The organism is Stenotrophomonas sp. CASM114, from assembly GCF_049384325.1.
Taxonomy (GTDB): domain Bacteria; phylum Pseudomonadota; class Gammaproteobacteria; order Xanthomonadales; family Xanthomonadaceae; genus Stenotrophomonas; species Stenotrophomonas muris.
This window is the reverse complement of the sequence record NZ_JBMRGJ010000019.1, coordinates 1-19,024: the sequence shown is the minus strand read 5'-3', so window position 1 is coordinate 19,024 and position 19,024 is coordinate 1. Positions and strand designations below refer to the sequence as shown.

The window sequence follows — 19,024 nt, the reverse complement described above, 5'->3', positions numbered from 1 at the left end:
CCATGCTCGGCTGCCTGTGTGAAGCCGAGCGTGGGCTCGGCTCTACAGTGCCAGCTCACCTCTGCAGAAGGCCACCAGCGTGGCGATCGCCACCGCCAGGATCGCGCCGAACAGTACCCACTCCCAGCGCGTGAATACCCGCTCGCCGCGCTGGCGCCGGGTCAAAGCGAACAACACCACGCCGGGCACGTACAGCAGTACCGACAGCAGCAGGTTGTCCAGGCCGCCGGCATACACCAGCCACAGCGCATAGGCGCTGGCCAGCAGTGCGACCCCGAAATCGCGCCAGCGCACGCCTGGTTCGCCGGCGTAGGCCTGCCCGCGCCAGGCCAGCTGCACGCCGAACGCGGTGGACAGGAAGTAGGGCACCAGGCTCATCGACGCAGCGAGCAGCACCAGCCCGGTGTAGCTGCCCGAACTGACCAGCACCATCAGCAGGAACAACTGGATCAGGCCATTGCTCAACCACAGTGCATTGGCCGGCACGCCACGCGCGTTCTCGCGGCCGAGGAAGGCCGGCATGGTGCCGTCACCGGCGGCGGCATACAGCACTTCGGCGCACAGCAGCACCCAGGCCAGCAATGCGCCGAGTACGGAGACGATCGAACCGATGATGATCACCGTCGCGCCCCATTCGCCGACGATGGCGCGCAGCACATAGGCCATCGACGGATTGGGCAGCCCGGCCAGTTCGGCCTGCGACAGCACGCCCATCGACAGCAGGCTGACCAGTACCAGCAGCAGCCAGACCCCGAGGAAACCGATCACCGTGGCACGGCCGACGTCGGCACGGCGCGCGGCACGCCGCGAATAGATGCTGGCCCCTTCGATGCCGATGAACACCCACACGGTCACCAGCATCATGCCGCGCAGCTGCTGGCCGAGGTCGCCGAGTGCGGGCGTACCGAGGAAATCGGCGCGGAACACGTCCATGCGGAACGCGCCCGCCGCCAGGATCAGGAACAACGCGATCGGCAGCAGCTTGGCCACCGTCACCAGGCCGTTGACGATGGCGGCCGTGCGCAGGCCGCGCAGCACCAGCAGGTGCACGGTCCACAGCAGCAGTGATGAGGCGGCCACGGCGGCGGGTGTATTGCCTTCACCGAAGACCGGCACGAAGTGGCCGAGGCCACTGAAGATCAGTACGAAGAAGCTGGCGTTGCCGAGCACCGACGCCACCCAGTAGCCCCACGCCGCAGAGAAGCCGATGTAGTTGCCGAAGCCTTCGCGCGCATAGGCGTAGATGCCGGTATCCAGGTCGGGGCGACGATTGGCCAGGGCCTGGAACACGAAGGCCAGCATCAGCATGCCGGCGCCACTGACCGCCCAGCCGATCAAGGCGGCGGCCGGGCCGGCGCTGCGCGCGACGTTCTGCGGCAGTGAAAAGATGCCGGCGCCGACCATCGAGCCGACTACCAGTGCAGTCAACGCGGGCAGGCCCAGCCGTTGCGATGTCGCGGCCATGGAGATCCCCTGCGGCGCGGATGCCGCGAGCATACGGTAGCCATGTCCTCGTGAACATGTCCGCAAGAGTCAGCAGGCAAGCGCCAGCCTGCAGGAACCGGCCCGCGTGAAAACGACGAAGGCCCGGGCAACGGCCCGGGCCTTCGAAGGTGACGCTGCAACCGGTCTTACTTGAACGTGTACTTGAAGCCGACGGTGTAGTAACGGCCCAGCGCACCGGAGAAGTGCATCGGGTTGTAGTTCACCGCGCCGTAGGTGGTCGGATCGAGCGGGGCGATGCGGTCGAACACGTTGGCCACCGAGGCGTTGAGTTCGAACGAGTCGTTGATGCTCCAGCGACCGGACAGGTCCATCGTGGTGAACGAAGAGATCTTCTTCACCGGCGTACCGTCAGCGTAGAAGGCCAGGTAGCTGCCACCACGGCTGTCGATGTTGTCCATCTTGCTGATGTAGTTGACGATGCCGCTGACGCTCCACGGGCCCTGCTTCCAGGTGGTGCCGAAGTTGACCTTGTCCTTCGGCGTACCGATGCAGTTGGTGACGTCGCAGTTGCCGTGGGTACCCACGTAATCAACCGTGTCGCCGCCTTCGGTGCGCTCGAACTTCAGGATGTGGCTCCACTGCAGGTCCAGCTCCAGCTGGCCCGGGCCGATCTCGAAGGTCTGGCGGATATCGGTATCGATACCGCGCACGCGCGACGAGCTGGCATTCACGTAGCCGGTGTTGACCGCCAGGATGGTGCCGCTGTTGGCCACGCCATTGAGATTGTTGCTGTCGCGCAGCACGTTGCCGGCCAGGATCGCCGCCGCCGTGCTGCCCTGCACGATCTCGTTGGTACGCTTGATCTGCCAGGCATCGACGGTCATCGAGGTGGTCGAAGTCGGCTGCAGCACGATGCCGACCGAGTAGCTCTTGGACTCTTCCGGCTTCAGCAGCTTGTTCGGCTTGGTGATGATCGCCACCGAATTGGCGCCACATTCGCTGGCAGCGCCGCCGCTGATCTGGCAACGCACCGGGTCGACCGCAGTGGAGAAGGCGGCCAGGCCACCGTCACCGTTCTCGGCCGGGTTCGGCGCGCGGAAACCTTCGGCGTAGCTGGCGCGCAGGGCGATCCAGTCGGCCGGGGTCCACTTCACGCCCAGCTTCGGCGTAGCCTTGCCTTCGCCGCTTTCGTACTTGTCGTAACGCAGGGCGCCGGACAGTTCCAGCTGTTCCAGCACCGGTGCCGACAGTTCGACGTAGCCGGCGTAGACGTTCTGGGTGCCGTCATAGGCCGAGTAGCCCAGGCCGATGATGTCGCCCTGGTCGGTGTAGGTCTGCGGGGTCAGGCTGTTGCTGGTCTTGCGCCACTCGGTACCGATCGCCAGGCCCAGCGGACCACCCTTCAGGTCCATCAGGCTGCGCGAGACGGTGAAGTCGAACATGTCCAGGCTGGACTTGGCGCGGGCGCTGATCGTGGGCGAGATGTAGTCGTACAGCGCCTGCGAGTTCTTGCCGGCATCATCACCGATACGCCACACGCCACCGGCGCAGTTGGCATTGCCCAGTGCACACTGGACGGCGCTGTAGCGCAGGAAGCCGGTGCGCTTGTTGGTCAGGTCGGTGCCCGAGTGCAGGTAGGCGGTGTCGTAGCTCCAGTCGCCCCAGTTGCCCTTGATGCCGACCAGGAAGCGGTTGAACTCATTGGTGTTGTCGGTCACGCGCGGGCCGACATCCCAGGCCGAGTAACGCACGCGGCGCGCCGTGCCCGGGGTCGGGTTGTCGGGATGGTTCGGGCCCAGCACGGTGGCACCGGGGCCACTGTTGGCATTGACCGGGCCGCCCGGATAGCCCCAGCCGCCCGACACGCCGGACGGGGTGTTGCTGAAGATGGTTTCCTTCTTCGAGTAGCCGATCTCGGTGTAGATCTCGCCGCCTTCACCGAAGGCGAAGCTGGCGCGACCGAACACGTTGACGTACTTCTCTTCCGGAATCAGGTCGCGGTACTGCTGCGCCGGATCCCACAGGCAGCCATCGGCGGCGATGCTGGCCGGGGTCTGCCCACCGATGGTGGTCAGGCCGGCGCAACCCGGCAGCGGCACCAGATGGCCGGTGGCGTCGAGGTAGGAGCCGTTCGGGCCGGAACCGCCGGAGGTGCCACCACGGGTGTAGGCACCGCCGAGGAACTGGGCGGTCTTGTCATAGCCCCACGGGCGGGTGTCACCGGTACCGATCCACTTGCGGTTCTTGCGGTCGCTGATCTTGATCGCGTCGGTCTTGCCAACGTCCAGGCTGAAGAAGGCGTTCCAGCCATCGGTGGCCAGGTCGCCGGTACCGGCGGTCAGGGTTGCCTTCCGGGCGTCGCCATCGCTGTCACCGGACAGGCCGTAGGAGCCACGCAGGATGGCGCCCTGGAAGTCGCTGCGCAGGATGATGTTGACCACGCCGGCGATGGCATCGGAACCGTAGATCGCCGAAGCGCCGTCCTTCAGGACTTCCACGCGCTCGACGGCATCGAGCGGAATGGTGCTGAGGTCGGTGAAGACCTTCTGTCCGTCATCGGCCAGGCCATAGGTGGCCATGCGGCGGCCGTTCAACAGTACCAGCGTCGAGCCGGCGCCCAGGCCGCGCAGCGAGATGCCGGCACCACCGCCGGCGAAACCGTTGCCGAAGGTCTTGGGAATCGAGCCGGCGCCATCGGCGGTGATGGTCTGCAGGTACTCGGCCAGCGAGGTCTTGCCGGTGCGGTCGATTTCCTGGCGGGTCACCACCTGCACCGGCGACGGTGTCTCGGTGTTGGTGCGCGGGATGTTGGAGCCGGTGACCGTGATGCGGTCGAGGTTGGTGGCCTTTTCCTGCGCGAAGGCGGAGGAGGAAGCGACGGCGCCGGCCAGCAGCAGGGCGCCGCCGGTGAGGATGTGGGTGATGGACGATGCCAGGGTGCTGCGGCGGCGGCTGGCGGGCCGTTGGATCGGGTGTTTCACAGCTTCTCTCCTAACTGGAAAACCGTAGCGTTGAGGGCTGTCGCCGGATCGATACCGGGACGCGCCAATCTAGGTTTCCTGCAGGTGACGAAGTCGTGAAATTTTGCTTAATCGGTAACGCTTGGTCCCTGGCCTGTCCGCATTTCCCGGGCAGCGGCAGGGACCGGCCCGGCGCGAGGCCGGGCCGGTGGTGGGGCTCAGTCGGGCAGCGAGAACTGTACCGGTACCAGGCCGATGGCCGGAACTGCCACGCCGTCACGCTGGGCAGGCTCGAAGCGCCAGTGCCGGAGCACCTGCTGGCGGGCGGCCTGGTCCAGGTTGCGCGAGCCGCTGCTGCGCTCGACGCTGACCGCGACCGGTTGGCCATGGCTGTCCACTTCCACCCGCAACAGCACTGTTCCCTGTTCGTGGTTGCGCAGGGACTGGATGGGGTAGGTCGGCGGCGGGGCGCTGCGGTACTGCAGCTGGGCGCCGGCCAGAGGGGTGGACGTGTCGATGCTGGGCGCCAGCTGCGGCGGAGCCGGTTCGGCGGCCGGCAACGCGATGCCCTGGGTCTCCTCCACGGTCGCGGTGGGCGCGGGCAGTGGCGGTACCACCGGCTGCGTTCGCGGTTTCGGCACCACCTGGACGATCTCCCTGGGCGTGACCGGAACCGGCGGTGTCGGCGGTGGCGGGATCTTCTCGATCAGCCGGACCGGCGTCTTTTCACGCGGGACCTGCACGGCCTGGTAGGTCGCAGGGATGAGCAGCAACAGGAAGGCCAGCAGGTGCAGGGCGATCGCCGCGCTCCAGGCGGCCACCCGGGCGGGGTCGAAATGCAGGGATGCAACGGGGTACGTACGAACCATGATCCACCTCCATGCCAGTGACGAAGTCCTCAACGCACCAGGGCCCGTGGCGGGGTTGCCGCACGCGGCTGGCAGTCCATCAGTAGCGCGGCACGACGGCTACTGCCTAGAGGCAGGGGCATGATCGTTGGGCTGGCCTTCAGCCAGTGTCGGCGGAGGGCACGAAAAAGGCGGGCCCCCTGCGGGACCCGCCTGTGTCGTCGACCGCGGCGGACGCGATCAGCGGCCCAGTTCGAACACCACGTCCAGGTTGACCGAGACGGTCGATTCGCCCGGTGCGACCGGGGTGGCCTTGTCCATCGCCGCACCGGCCGCCATGGTGCGCATCATCTGCATCGGGCGGAAACCGCCGCTGCTGTTCTCGGAGATGCTGACGATGCGGCGCACCTGCAGGCCCAGCGACTTGGCATAGGTCTGGGCGCGGGCCTGGGCCTTCTTCAGCGCGGCCAGGCGGGCTTCGTCATAGACCGGTTCGGGCTGGTCGATCTCAAACTGCGGACCGTTGATCTGGTTGGCGCCCTGAGCGGCCAGCGCATCGAGCACCTTGCCGAGCTTGGCGATGTCACGGACCTTCAGGCTGACCGTGTTGCTGGCCTGGTAGCCGGTGATCTTCGGCGCCTCGTTGTCGGCATAGCGGTACTGCGGGTTGAGGCTGACGCCGCTGGTCTGCACGTCGCGCTCGGCGATGCCGGCGGCCTTGATCGCGGCCAGCACCTTGTCCATCTGCTGGGCGTTCTGGCGCATGGCGCTGTTGCCGTCGGCGGCCTGGGTGACCACGCCGGCCGACAGGGTGGCGACGTCCGGCACGCGGGTGGCCTCGGCGTTGGCCGAAATGTTCAGCAGGGTGCCTTCGGCCGCGGCGGCGATCGACGGCGACGACGGAGCAGCATGGGCAGTCATCGAGGTTCCAAGGGCGAGGGACAGGGCGAGCAGCAGCGGGGTGGCGGTCAGGCGCATGGGATCTCCTTGTTGTGCGGTGAGGGTGGTGTCGTAGCGATGAACGCGCTGTGAGCCTGTACGGGGTTGTACGCGTTCCGTAACGGGTTGCCGACGATTCAGGTGACGGGCTCAGGTTATGCTGTGCCGATGCTCTATCTTGCTTCCCGCTCCCCCCGACGCAACCAGTTGCTGGCCCGACTCGGACGCCCCTTCCAGGCCCTGGACCTGGAGGTCGTCGAGCAGCGCGCCGCGACCGAGAGTGCCGAACAGTATGTGTGCCGGGTCGCCGCCGACAAGGCGCGCGCCGGGCTGGCCCGGGTGCTGGCCGAAGACCCGCAGGCGCGGGTGCTCGGCTCGGACACCGAGGTGGTGCTGGACGGTGAAGTGTTCGGCAAGCCGGCCGACGCCGCCGGCGCGCGCGAGATGCTGGCGCGCCTGGCCGGGCGCACCCACCAGGTGATGACCGCGGTGGTGGTGGTCGGTGCCGACGGGCTGGACAGCGAACTGGTCATTTCCGAAGTGACCTTCGCCCCGATCGCCGCCGCCGACATCGCCGCCTATGTCGCCACCGGCGAGCCGTTGGACAAGGCCGGGGCCTACGCCATCCAGGGCGGGGCCGAGCGCTGGATCGAACATCTTTCCGGCAGCTACTCCGGCGTCATGGGGCTGCCATTGCTGCATACCGATCGTCTGCTGGCGCGCTGTGGCGTGCCGGCCCCCACTGCCGATGCCGCCAGGGAGGCTGCCGATGTCTGAGGAAATCCTGGTCAATGTGACCCCCCGCGAAACCCGGGTCGCGGTGATCGAGAACGGCATGCTGCAGGAACTGCACATCGAGCGCGGCTGGCGCCGGGGTGTGGTCGGCAACATCTACAAGGGCAAGGTGCAGCGGGTCATGCCCGGCATGCAGGCCGCGTTCGTCGAGGTCGGCCTGGAGCGCGCCGCGTTCCTGCACGCCAACGACGTGGTGCGCCCGGCCCCGGTGGCCAGTGCCGACACCGAGAACACGACCCTGCCGCCGCCGGCCAGCGTGCCGATCGTCGAGCTGCTGCGTGACGGCCAGGACATCGTGGTGCAGGTGGTGAAGGACCCGATCGGCACCAAGGGTGCACGCCTGACCACGCAGATCAGCATTCCCTCGCGCTACATGGTGCTGCTGCCGCAGTCCAAGGTGGTGGGGGTGTCCGCGCGCATCGAGGATGAAACCGAGCGCGCCCGCCTGAAGGCGCTGGTGACCGAGTTGTCGGCGCAGCACGGCGGCTACGGCTACATCGTGCGCACCAACGCCGAAGGCCAGCCGGCCGAGGCCATCGCCGAGGACATCGCCTACCTGTCGCGCGTGTGGAACGTGGTCGAGCGCCGCGGCCGCGAAGCGCCGTCGTGCAGCATCATCTATGAAGACCTGAGCCTGCCGCTGCGGTCGGTGCGCGACCTGATCCGCAAGGACGTGGACAAGGTGAAGGTGGACTCGAAGGAGACCTTCGGCCAACTGCAGGCCTTCGTCGCCAAGTACATGCCGGTGCTGGCCGAGAAGCTGGAGCTGTACTCCGGTGACCGCCCGATCTTCGACATGTTCGGCGTGGAGGACGAGATCGGCCGCGCGCTGGACAAGCAGGTGCCGCTGAAATCCGGTGGTTACCTGGTGATCGACCAGACCGAGGCGATGACCACCATCGACGTCAATACCGGTTCGTTCCTCGGCCAGCGCAACCTGGAAGAGACGGTGTTCCGCACCAACCTGGAAGCGGCACAGGCGGTGGCCCGCCAGCTGCGCCTGCGCAACCTGGGCGGCATCATCATCATCGACTTCATCGACATGGACGATGCCGAGCATCGCCGCCAGGTGCTGCGCACCCTGGAAAAGGCGCTGGCCCGCGACCATGCCAAGACCACGGTGTACGACTTCTCGCCGCTGGGGCTGGTGGAGATGACGCGCAAGCGCACGGTGGAAAGCCTGGAGCGCCAGCTGTCGGAAACGTGCCCGCAGTGCAGTGGCCGTGGCAGCATCAAGACCACCGAAACGGTGACCTACGAGATCTTCCGCGAGATCACCCGTGCCGTGCGCCAGTTCGATGCCGCACGCCTGCTGGTGATCGCCTCGACCAAGGTGGTCGCGCGCATCACCGACGAGGAATCCTCGGCGGTGGCCGAGCTGGAGGAATTCCTCGGCAAGAGCATCCGCTTCCAGGCGGACGAGCAGTACCTGCAGGAGCAATTCGATGTCGTTCTGCTCTGATCCTCGCCGGCCGCAGGCCGGCGGTGGCCGATGAGCGCGCCGCCGCGCCTGCGACTGCGAAGGATCCGCCGTCATTTCATTGCCGCCTGCGCGGTAGGCCTGGTCGGGCTGGCACTGCTGGTGGGTACCCTCAGCCAGCTGCTGCCGCTGGCCGAGCGTCACCCCGACAGGATTGCCGCCTGGCTGAGTGAGCGTGCCGGCCAGCCGGTGCATTTCGACCAGCTGCAGACGGCCTGGACCCGGCGTGGTCCGCTGCTGCAGCTGAAGGGCCTGCGCATCGGCGCCGGGCAGGGCCTGGCCATCGGCGAGGCCGAAGTGCTGGTGTCAATGTACAGCGGGCTGCTGCCCGGCCGCTCGTTGACCGAACTGCGCCTGCGTGGCCTGGCGCTGGACCTGCAGCAGGGCGAGGACGGACGCTGGACGGTGCGCGGGCTGCCGCAATCGGACAACGGCGGCGATCCGCTGGATGCGCTGCGCCGGCTGGGCGAGCTGCAGGTGATCGGGGGGCGCCTGGGCGTGCAGGCGCCGACGTTGGGCATCGACACCACGCTGCCGCGCATCGACCTGCGCATGCGGGTCAATGGCGATCGCCTGCGCGTGGGCGTACGCGCCTGGGCGCAGCCCGAAGCGCTGCCGCTGACCGCGGTGCTGGACGTGGACCGTGCGCGCGGCAACGGCGAGGCCTGGCTGGGCGCCGACCCGGTCGATTTCCACGCCTGGGCGCCCTTGCTGGCGGCTGGCGGCGTGCGCCTGCGCGAGGGCAAGGGCGAGTTGAACCTGTGGTTGACCCTGCGCGATTTCGCGCCGGTGGCGCTGACCACGGATTCGGACCTGCGCGACGTGCGTATCGATGGCGCACCGATACCCGGCATGGCGGCGCCGCAGCTGCAGCTGCAGCGACTGCAGGCCCGCCTGCGCTGGCAGCGCCAGGCCGAGGGCTGGGCGCTGCAGGTACCGCAGCTGCGGCTGAAGAATGAAGACGGCGAGCAGCGCCTCGATGGCCTGCAGCTGCAGGTCGGCAAACAGCTGCAGGTCCGTTCCGGTGAAGTGCAGGCCGGCATCGCACTGCGTGCGCTGGCCCTGAGTGATCGCCTTGAGCCGGGCCTGCGTCGCTGGCTGTTCCTGTCCAGGCCGCAGCTGGACGTGCGCGCCTTGCAGCTGTCGGGCGAACGCGATGGCCCCCTGTGGGCGCAGGGTGAACTGCAGTCGCTGGGTTTCGCCAGCGTGGGCAACTCGCCCGGCCTGCGCGGCCTGGGCGGGCGCTTTGAAGGCGACGCCGACGGCTTCAGCCTGCAGCTGCAACCGCAACGGCAGCTGCAGTTCGATTGGCCGACCGGCTTCGGCGTGCGCCATGACCTGCACCTGGCCGGACAGATCGTGGGCTGGCGCGACGAGGGCGGTGGTTGGCGGATCGGGACGCCGGCGATGCGTGTGGAAGGCACCGACTACGCGGCCGACGTGCGCGGCGGGGTCTGGTTCCAGGGCGACGGCACGCGGCCGTGGCTGCAGCTGGCCGCGAAGCTGGACGACGTGCCGATGACGGCGGCCAAGCGCTTCTGGATCCACTCCAAGATGAGCAAGGGCGCCACCGACTGGCTGGACATGGCGCTGGCTGGCGGCCAGGTGCGCAATGGCGTCGGCCTGGTCACCGGTGACCTGGACGACTGGCCGTTCGACAACAATGATGGCCGCTTCGAGGCCACCGGCCACATCACCAATGGCGACATCCGCTTCCAGCACGACTGGCCGCTGATGAGCCAGGTCGACGCCGACATCGCCTTCATCGGCCCTGGCTTCGACATGCGTGGACGGGGTGATCTTGCCGGCGTGGCGGTACAGAAATTCGAAGCGGGCATTCCGGACTTCGGGCACCAGCCGTTGTACGTACGTGCCGATGCGCCGAGCGAGGCCGGCAAGCTGCTGGCGATGCTGCGCCTGAGCCCGTTGCACAAGGATTACGGCGATACGCTGGACAATCTGGTCGCCAGCGGTCCGGCCCATGTGACCTTCGATCTGCTGCAGCCGCTGCATCAGGATGAAGGCGAGGGCCACCTGCAGGGCACGGTCGATCTGGCCGGCGTGAAGCTGGTCGACAAGCGCTTCCAGCTGACCTTTGACAACATGCACGGGCAGGCGCGCTACAGCAATGGCGGTTTCGGCGCCGAGGACCTGGCGGTGCGCCACCTCGGCCAGGAAGGACGGCTGAGCCTGCGTGCCGGCGGTTACGTGCATGACAGCACGCGCGCCTTCGAGTCGCAGCTGACCGCCCGCCTCGATGCCAGCGTGCTGATCGACCGTGCTCCGGAGATGGCCTGGCTCAAGCCTTACATCAACGGCAATTCGGCCTGGACCATCGGCGTCAACCTGCCCAAGGTGGCGCCCGGCGCACCTGCGCCGCCGAGCGAGCTGCGACTGGGTTCGGACCTGGTCGGCACCCGGCTCGACCTGCCGGCGCCGCTGGACAAGCCGGCCGCCGAGCCGCTGGCGACCACGGTGGCCGCGCAGCTGCCGATGGGCGCCGGCCGCATCGACGTAGCGTTCGGCCAGCGCCTGGCCCTGGCCGCGCGCAGCCACAACAACCAGACCGGTGTGCAGGTCACGCTGGGCAGCGACCATGTCGACCGCGAGCCGCCGGCGAGCGGACTGACGGTCAATGGCCGCAGCCCGACCCTGGATGCGCTGGAGTGGATCAGCCTGGCGCGCGGTGGAAGTGACGACGACGCGATGCCGCTGCGCGCGGTCGACGTGCAGGTCGGCCAGCTCAAGCTGATCGGCGGAGTGTTCGAGCAGACCCGGCTGCAGCTGCACCCGGGCCCGCAGGCACTGGACGTGCGCCTGGACGGGCCGTCGCTGGCCGGCCGCCTGACCGTACCCAACGCCGACGGCGGCACCATCAGCGGCCAGCTTGACCGCGTGCACTGGCAGTCACTGCCGACGGCACCGGGTGCGGCCGCCGCGCCGGCGCGGGTACAGGCCGGTGCCAATGACATGGACCCGGCCACGCTGCCGCCGTTCGCGCTGGACATCGCCGACCTGAAGTTCGGCGAGGTGGTGCTGGGCCAGGCGGTGCTGCGCACGCGCCCGCTGGCCAACGGCCTGAACGTGGACGCGTTGCGCTTCCGCGCGCCGGACCAGGAAATCGACATCACCGGCCGCTGGCTCGGCCGTACGGGCGGCGCCCGCACCGAACTGACCGCGCAGGTGCGCAGCGAGGACCTGGGCGGGCTGATGCAGAACCTTGATTATGGCGGCCAGCTGCGCGGCGGTTCCGGCCAGGCGCAGCTGCAGGCGGCCTGGAGCGGGGGGCCGTCGGACTTCCAGCTGGGCAACCTGCAGGGCAGCCTCGACCTGCATGCGCGCAATGGCCAGCTGCTGGAGCTGGAGCCGGGCGCCGGCCGCGTGCTGGGCCTGCTCAGCGTCGCGCAGCTGCCGCGGCGGCTGATGTTCGATTTCCGCGACTTCTTCTCCAAGGGCTTCGCGTTCAACCAGATCGAGGGCAGCATGCAGTTCGGTCAGGGCATGGCGCGCACCGACAAGGTGCTGATCGAAGGCCCGGCGGCCAACATCACCATCCGTGGCCAGGCCGACCTGCGCAACCAGCAGTTCGACCAGACCATCGACGTCAACCCGCGCGCGGGCAACCTGCTGACCGTGGTCGGTGCGGTGGCCGGCGGCCCGGTGGGGGCGGCGCTGGGCGCGGCCACCAATGCGGTATTGTCCAAGCCGCTGGGCGAGATTGGCGCCCGTACCTACAAGGTGACCGGTCCATGGAAGGAGCCGAAGGTGGAAGTGATCGAGCGCAGCCGCGACAAGACCCCATCACCGCCCGTGCCGGCACCTGCACCGGCCATTCCGCCGACCGTCACCGACCTGCCGCGCTCGCGCTGAGCACGGCTTCCCGTTCACGGGGCTTGCCTGAGCGCCCCCGCACCCCCAGATCGAAACCATGACTGATATCGCCCTGACGCTTGCCCAAGACCGCCTGCTGCGCCCCGGCGGCCTGGATACCGCCGGCCTGGAGCGCACCTTCGGGCAGCTGCTCGGCCCTGGTGTCGACTTCGGCGACCTTTATTTCCAGCACGCCCGCCGCGAGAGCTGGAGCGTGGAAGACGGCATCGTCAAGGACGGCGCCCATTCCATCGAGCAGGGCGTGGGCGTGCGGGCGATTTCCGGCGAGAAGACCGGCTTCGCCTACTCCGATGACATCCATGCCGATGCGCTGCTGGCGGCGGCGCAGTCGGCGCGCGCGATCTCGCGCGAGGGCGGTGCGCAGACCGGACGTTCACTGCTGCGCGGCAATGCGCGCGCGCTGTACCCAGCGTTGGACCCGATCGACGGCATCGGCAACGAGGCCAAGGTCGAGGTGCTCAAGCGCCTGGATGGCTACCTGCGTGCCGCCGACCCGCGCGTGAAGCAGGTGATGGTGAGCCTGTCCGGCGGCGTCGATACGGTGCTGATCGCCCGCAGCGACGGCGTGCTGGCGGCCGACGTGCGCCCGCTGGTACGCCTGAACGTGCAGGTCATCGTCGAACACAACGGCCGTCGCGAGTCCGGCTACGCCGGTGGTGGTGGCCGTTATGGCTACGAAGCGCTGTTCGCCAGCGGCCGCCCCGAAGCCCTGGCCCAGGAAGCGCTGCGCCAGGCGCTGGTGAACCTGGACGCGGTGCCGGCGCCGGCCGGCATGATGCCGGTGGTGCTCGGCCCGGGTTGGCCGGGCGTGTTGCTGCACGAAGCGGTCGGCCACGGCCTGGAAGGCGACTTCAACCGCAAGGGCACCAGCGTCTACGCCGGCCGCATCGGCGAGCGCGTCGCCGCACCGGGGGTGACCATCGTCGACGACGGCACCCTCGACGGTCGCCGCGGTTCGTTGAACATCGACGACGAAGGCCACCCGAGCCAGTGCACCCCGCTGATCGAGGACGGCATCCTGGTCGGCTACATGCAGGACAGCCTCAACGCGCGGCTGATGGGCATGGCCCCGACCGGCAACGGGCGCCGCGAATCGTTCGCGCACCTGACCATGCCACGCATGACCAACACCTACATGCGCGCCGGCGAGCACGACCCGCAGGAGATGATCCGTTCGGTGAAGAAGGGCCTGTACGCGGTGAACTTCGGCGGTGGCCAGGTCGACATCACCAGCGGCAAGTACGTGTTCTCGGCCACCGAGGCCTACCTGATCGAGGATGGCCGCATCACCACCCCGGTGAAGGGCGCGACCCTGATCGGCAACGGCCCGGAGACCATGCAGAAGGTGCGCATGGTCGGCAACGATCTGGCCCTGGACGAGGGCGTGGGCATCTGCGGCAAGGACGGGCAGAGTGTGCCCGTGGGTGTCGGCCAGCCCTCGCTGTTGATCGAGGGCATCACCGTCGGCGGTACGCAGGCCTGAGCGTGGCGATGGCCGCGGCCACCGCCCGGGCCGGCGCGGACTCAGTCCTCGTCGGCCTCGTCGACCGGATCGCCGGCGTGTTCGTCGCCCGCCGTCTTCAAGCCCAGCGCCGCCGGCAGCATCAGCGTACGCAGCACCTGGAAGATCTCGCGGTAGGCGCGCGGCGGCTTGTTCTTCGCCTTTTCGGCCTGCGCGTTGCGGACCAGGGTGCGCAGCTGCTGGCGGTCGGCCTGCGGGTAGTCGTCAAGCAGGGCGGCCAGCGCCTTGTCACCGTCGGCCAACAGGCGGTCGCGCCAGTCTTCCACGCGGTGCATCATCGCCACTTCGCGGCGGCCAGTCTCGCTGTTGGCGTCCAGCGCATCGCGGATCGCGTCCAGCGTTGCCTCGTCCTCGCGGCGCATGTGCTTGGCCAGGAACGCCAGCTGGCGCTTGTGGGCGATGTGGGCGGTGATGCGCTTGCACTCGGCGATATGCGGCAGCAGGTCTTCCGGGATCGGCAGGCGCGCCAGCTGGGCCGGGGTCAACGACACCAGCTTCTCGCCCAGGGCCAGGACGTCGAGCGCGTCGCGCCGGTTCTGGCTGCGGCTCTTGTCGTGGAATTCACCGGTTTCTTCGTCGCGTCCGCGCATCGTCCCTACCTGATCTCAAAAAAAGTCGCCCGGCGTGATGCCGGGCCCAACCTGTACAGGATAAAGCATTGAACGTGATCGCCCCTGAAGTGGCCGTCGGCGACGACAGCCCGGCCCGGCTGGAACGGCTGGCCGACCTCTCCCAGCAGCTGCTCGACCGCGCCCGCGCGCTGGGCGCCAGCCAGGCCGAGGTCAGTTGCAGCGAGGACCGCGGACTGGAGGTCAATGTCCGCCTCGGCGAGGTCGAGATCGTGCAGTCCACGCGTGACCGCGGCATCGCCGTGACCGTCTATTTCGGCCAGCGCAAGGGCAGTGCCAGCACCGGTGACCTGAACGAGGCCAGCCTGGCCGCTACGGTCGAGCAGGCCTGCGCGATTGCCCGGCATACCGAGGATGACCCGGCTGCCGGCCTGGCCGAGGCCGCACTGATGGCCACCGACTTCCCTGAGCTGGACGGTTGGCACCCGTGGGCGTTGCAGGCCGATGAGGCGGTGGACCTGGCCCTGGCCTGCGAGGCGGCCGGTCGCGAGGCCGACGCGCAGATCCGCAATTCCGACGGCGCATCGGTGTCGAGCATGCAGAGCCTGTCGGTGTATGCCAATTCGCATGGTTTCTTTGGTCGTGAGCGCGGCACCCACCATTCGGTCGGCTGCGCGCTGATCGCCGGGCAGGGCGATGGCATGCAGCGCGATGGCTGGTACACCAGCGCGCTTGCCCGGGAGGACCTGGAAGACGTGGGCCTGGTCGGCCGTCGTGCCGCCGAGCGCACCGTGGCCCGCCTGCAGCCGCGTTCACTGGCTACTGGCAGCATGCCGGTGCTGTTCGCCCCGGAAGTGGCGCGCAGCCTGGTCGGCCACCTGCTGTCGGCGGTGTCCGGCGGCGCCTTGTACCGCCAGGCCAGCTTCCTGCTGGACAGCGTCGGCCAACGCCTGTTCCCGGAATGGATGCAGATCGACGAGCTGCCGCACCTGCGCCGTGGCCTGCGCTCGGCCGCCTTCGACGGCGACGGCGTGGCCACCCGTAGTTCGGCGCTGGTCCGAGACGGCGTACTGCAGCGCTACGTGCTGGGCAGCTATTCGGCGCGCAAGCTGGGCCTGCAGACCACCGCCAATGCTGGCGGCGTGCACAACCTGCAGCTGGCGGCCAATGCCGGCCCGCTGGAAGAGATCGCCCGGCAGATGGGTGACGGCCTGCTGGTGACCGAGCTGATGGGGCAGGGCGTGAACGGGGTGACCGGCGATTACTCACGAGGCGCGGGCGGCTTCCGTGTCGAGAACGGCGAGATCCAGTACCCGGTGGACGGCGTCACCATCGCCGGCAACCTGCGCGAGATGTTCAGCAGCATCGAGGCGGTCGGCAGCGACGTCGACCCGCGCTCGCACATCCGGACCGGTTCGATCCTGCTGGGGCGGATGACCGTCGCCGGTAATGATTGATGGCATTGATGACGTAAGCTATGCGCGCCTGACGCAACCAGCTTGGTGCTGGTGGGTCAAGACCACCCAATGAAAAGGAGTTTTGTCGTGAGCGAATTCGATAACGTCCCGCCGCCGCCGGCAACCACCGATGCCCCGGCCGACCAGCGCACCATGGCGCTGGCTGCGCACCTGCTGGGCATCTTCACCTGGTTCATCGGCGCCCTGATCATCTGGCTGATCAACAAGGATGACGCCAGCAAGGCCTTCGTGACCGACCAGGCCAAGGAAGCGCTGAACTTCCAGATCACCGTGACCATCGCCATGGTCATCAGCATCATCCTGATGGTGGTGATCATCGGCGGCATCCTGGCGCCGATCGTGGGCATCATCAACCTGGTGTTCTGCATCATTGCCGCAGTCAAGGCCAACAACGGCGAAGCCTATCGCTACCCGTTCACCCTGCGCCTGATCAAGTAATACCGGCCGCATGCGCAAACAGGAACGCCCGGCATTGCCGGGCGTTCCTGTTTGAGGGCAGCGTCACCGGCGGCGATCAGTGATCGCGTTCCACCGCCAGCGTTGCCAGCGCGCGCAGCGCATCGGCCTCTTCGCCATGGCCGGCCAACGTGGCCTGCATGCGTGCGGCCAGTTCGCGCAGCTGCGCCTTCGCGCCGTCCATGCCGAGCAGCGCGGGGAAGGTGCTCTTGTCCTGCGCCTCGTCCTTGCCGGCGGTCTTGCCCAGCTGTTCGGAACTGGCTTCGACATCGAGGATGTCATCGCGGATCTGGAAGGCCAGGCCGAGTGCATCGGCGAAACTGTCGAGCTGGGCCAGCTGCGGCTCGTGGGCCTGGCCGCACAGCGCCCCCATGCGCACCGCTGCACGGATCAGCGCGCCGGTCTTCAGCGCATGCATGCGGGTCAGTGCCGCCAGGGTCTGCTGCTGGCCGGTGGCATCGATGTCCAGCGCCTGGCCGCCGCACATGCCGGAGGCGCCGGACGCGTGAGCGAGGGTCTGCAGGCAGGCCACGCGCAGCGTGGCCGGCAGCGGCGCATCGGCCAGCAGGCCGAAGGCACGCGTCTGCAGGGCGTCGCCGGCCAGGATCGCGGTGGCTTCGTCGAAGGCGATGTGGGTGGTCGGCTTGCCGCGGCGCAGGGCGTCGTCGTCCATCGCCGGCAGGTCGTCATGTACCAGCGAATAGGCGTGGATCAGCTCGACAGCCATCGCCGCCGCGTCCAGCTGTTCCGGCTGCGCGCCGAACAGGTGGCCACTGGCATACACCAGCAGCGGGCGCATGCGTTTGCCACCGCCCAGCACCGAATAGCGCATGGCCTGGTGCAGGCGCTGCGGTGCTTCGGCGGGCGAGGGCAGGGCGGCATCGAGCTGGCTTTCGATACGGTCGCGCCAGCGCGCGAACAGGGCTTCAGCCGTCATGGTTGGGCGGATCGAAAGGCTCGGCCGTTTCCGGCTGGGCCGGATCGCTGAGCAGGCGCACGCGCAATTCGGCCTGCTCCAGCGCCTGCTGGCACTGACGGTACAGACCGACACCGCGTTCGTAAGCACTGAGCGACGCTTCCAGGCTCAGCTCGCCGGTTTCCATCTGCTCCACCAGCTGTTCCAGCGATTCGAGCGACTGCTCGAACTGGGCGACCGGGGAGGCGTTTTCGGGGGACTTCTTGGCCATGCGGCAAGTGTGGACGGGCTGCGCGCGGGGGTCAATTCACCAGCCGCCCGGACGCCACTGCAGCTGCGCGTCGTGGGCCTGCAACCAGGCCTGCAGGGGAGCTGCGATGACCACGTCGGCGGCGGCAAGCAGCTGCGCTCCATCGAAGACCAGCGGCAGCTGGGCGCGTCGCCAGGGGGCAAGGTGTTCGCGTTGCAGGCAGTCCTTCAGCGCATGCGAATGCTGGCGACCGGGCAGCAGGATGCGTTCGCCGCCCACACGCGCACGGACCTGGAGCGGCCGTTCGAAGGCCTCGGCGCCGTGCAGGTGCAGCTGACCGCCATCGGGCAGCGCCAATGGCGCGCGTCCATCCCATCCGGCCTGCCAATCATGGGGAAGCGCCGGCAGTTGCGCGGGCAGGAGATAGGCATGATCGCGCCATTGCTGGATGGCATGATCGTGCCAGCGCACCCGCGCCTGGCGATCGTTGCTGGCTGGCAGCAGTTCGTCCAGCGCCTGCTGCAGCACCGTGGCCGGCAGTGGGGCGGCCCCATGGCCGATCACCCAGGCACGCAGCACGCGCGCGGCGCGGCCCGGTGACACCTGGCGCAGCAGCTGCAGCGACAGCACACGCGGTGCCACCTCCAGATGCGCGATCAGCTCGGCGTCCTCCTCGTCCAGCAGCGCGCGGGTCTGCCGGCAATGCAGGGCGCTGCCCGCCAATGCCGCGGCGGCGTGCGGCCAGCGCTGGCGCAGCAACGGCAGCACCTGCAGGCGCAGGAAATTGCGATCGGCGTGGTCGTCGGCGTTGCTGGGGTCTTCAACCCAGCGCAGCGCGTGCTGGTGCGCGTAATCGAGCAGCGCACGGCGCGGCACCGCCAGCAGCGGTCGCCACACACGGTGTTCGCCTACGCGGCTGTCTGCGGACATCGCGGCAAGACCATCGACGCCGGAGCCACGCAGGGCACGCAGCAGGAAGGTCTCGGCCTGGTCGTCCAGGTGCTGCGCCAGCGCCAGTGTTTCGCCGTCGCGCAGTTCGGCGACGAACGCGGTGCGTCGCGCCTGCCGTGCTGCGCCTTCCAGGCCCAGGCCCGATGTAGGGTCGATCTGCACGCGATGCACGGCCAGTTCGATGCCCAGCGCTGCGCATTGCTGCTGGCAATGCGGCACCCAGTCGTCCGCATCGGGGTGCAGGCCATGGTGCACATGCACCGCGCGCAGCGCCGTGCCGGAGGCCTTGGCGCAGCGCCACAGCCAGTGCAGCAGCACGGTCGAGTCGACACCGCCGCTGTAGCCCACCAGCAGTGGCGCATCCAGCGGAACGAGGGCAGGGAAGGCAGTCACGGCGGCAAGTATAGGGTTGCTCGGCAGGGCTGCGCCCTGCACCCGCCGATGCAACGGCAACGGCCGAAGCAACAGCAACAGCAACAGCGTGCATTCCGTGGGATGGCGGGGCGGCCGGCAACCACGGCGG

14 protein-coding genes are annotated in these 19,024 nt (G+C 68.5%); 6 read left to right on the top strand and 8 right to left on the bottom strand.

Annotated features, from left to right (window positions below):
- Nucleotides 1–42: 42 nt before the first annotated feature.
- The 4 genes from VG566_RS15975 to VG566_RS15960 all read right to left on the bottom strand — a co-directional run bounded on the left by VG566_RS15975 (nucleotide 43) and on the right by VG566_RS15960 (nucleotide 6,232).
- Nucleotides 43–1,464 carry a basic amino acid/polyamine antiporter gene (locus tag VG566_RS15975; RefSeq protein ID WP_046431885.1) on the bottom strand — a complete coding sequence of 474 codons (1,422 nt, stop codon included), beginning with the start codon at nucleotides 1,462–1,464 and terminating at the stop codon, nucleotides 43–45.
- 167 nt (nucleotides 1,465–1,631) lie between these two features.
- Nucleotides 1,632–4,427: a TonB-dependent receptor gene (locus tag VG566_RS15970; RefSeq protein ID WP_014647941.1), complete on the bottom strand. Its 2,796-nt coding sequence runs from the start codon at nucleotides 4,425–4,427 to the stop codon at nucleotides 1,632–1,634.
- A gap of 197 nt (nucleotides 4,428–4,624) precedes the next feature.
- Nucleotides 4,625–5,275: an energy transducer TonB gene (locus VG566_RS15965; RefSeq protein ID WP_134966372.1), complete on the bottom strand. Its 651-nt coding sequence runs from the start codon at nucleotides 5,273–5,275 to the stop codon at nucleotides 4,625–4,627.
- A 219-nt stretch (nucleotides 5,276–5,494) separates the two neighbouring features.
- A complete protein-coding gene (locus VG566_RS15960) occupies nucleotides 5,495–6,232 on the bottom strand; it encodes an SIMPL domain-containing protein (protein ID WP_049406598.1) in 738 nt (245 codons plus the stop codon).
- 129 nt (nucleotides 6,233–6,361) lie between these two features.
- Between VG566_RS15960 and VG566_RS15955 the strand changes: the two genes are divergently transcribed.
- From VG566_RS15955 to tldD, 4 genes are read left to right on the top strand one after another with little or no spacing between them, the layout of a single operon-like run.
- Entirely contained in the window at nucleotides 6,362–6,970 is a 609-nt protein-coding gene (locus tag VG566_RS15955) for a Maf family nucleotide pyrophosphatase (RefSeq protein ID WP_197561830.1), read from the top strand.
- Complete coding sequence (gene rng / locus VG566_RS15950; RefSeq protein ID WP_005418079.1) at nucleotides 6,963–8,450, top strand: ribonuclease G; 1,488 nt, start codon at nucleotides 6,963–6,965, stop codon at nucleotides 8,448–8,450. Before VG566_RS15955 ends, rng begins: the two co-directional genes overlap by 8 nt.
- Nucleotides 8,451–8,480: 30 nt before the next feature.
- On the top strand, nucleotides 8,481–12,338 hold the full coding sequence (locus VG566_RS15945; protein ID WP_241884326.1) for a YhdP family protein: 3,858 nt from the start codon (nucleotides 8,481–8,483) through the stop codon (nucleotides 12,336–12,338).
- Between the two features lie 58 nt (nucleotides 12,339–12,396).
- Nucleotides 12,397–13,842, top strand: a complete 1,446-nt coding sequence (gene tldD / locus VG566_RS15940) for a metalloprotease TldD (protein ID WP_014647936.1) — start codon at nucleotides 12,397–12,399, stop codon at nucleotides 13,840–13,842.
- Nucleotides 13,843–13,883: 41 nt separating this feature from the next.
- Here the strand turns inward: tldD and yjgA are convergent, their stop codons facing one another.
- Nucleotides 13,884–14,471: a ribosome biogenesis factor YjgA gene (gene yjgA, locus VG566_RS15935; RefSeq protein WP_014647935.1), complete on the bottom strand. Its 588-nt coding sequence runs from the start codon at nucleotides 14,469–14,471 to the stop codon at nucleotides 13,884–13,886.
- A 68-nt stretch (nucleotides 14,472–14,539) separates the two neighbouring features.
- Between yjgA and pmbA the strand changes: the two genes are divergently transcribed.
- Nucleotides 14,540–15,907, top strand: coding sequence for a metalloprotease PmbA (pmbA, locus tag VG566_RS15930; protein ID WP_241884327.1), 1,368 nt, complete (start codon nucleotides 14,540–14,542; stop codon nucleotides 15,905–15,907).
- Between the two features lie 87 nt (nucleotides 15,908–15,994).
- Nucleotides 15,995–16,366, top strand: a complete 372-nt coding sequence (locus VG566_RS15925; protein WP_014647933.1) for a DUF4870 domain-containing protein — start codon at nucleotides 15,995–15,997, stop codon at nucleotides 16,364–16,366.
- 76 nt (nucleotides 16,367–16,442) lie between these two features.
- On the opposite strand, the gene VG566_RS15920 is transcribed toward VG566_RS15925, so the two are convergent.
- The 3 genes from VG566_RS15920 to tilS are packed head-to-tail and all read right to left on the bottom strand — an operon-like array spanning nucleotide 16,443 to nucleotide 18,894.
- Nucleotides 16,443–17,321, bottom strand: coding sequence for a farnesyl diphosphate synthase (locus VG566_RS15920; protein WP_164110698.1), 879 nt, complete (start codon nucleotides 17,319–17,321; stop codon nucleotides 16,443–16,445).
- A complete protein-coding gene (locus VG566_RS15915; RefSeq protein WP_014647931.1) occupies nucleotides 17,311–17,571 on the bottom strand; it encodes an exodeoxyribonuclease VII small subunit in 261 nt (86 codons plus the stop codon). Before VG566_RS15915 ends, VG566_RS15920 begins: the two co-directional genes overlap by 11 nt.
- A gap of 36 nt (nucleotides 17,572–17,607) precedes the next feature.
- Nucleotides 17,608–18,894, bottom strand: a complete 1,287-nt coding sequence (gene tilS / locus VG566_RS15910) for a tRNA lysidine(34) synthetase TilS (protein WP_241884328.1) — start codon at nucleotides 18,892–18,894, stop codon at nucleotides 17,608–17,610.
- Between the last annotated feature and the right edge of the window lie 130 nt (nucleotides 18,895–19,024).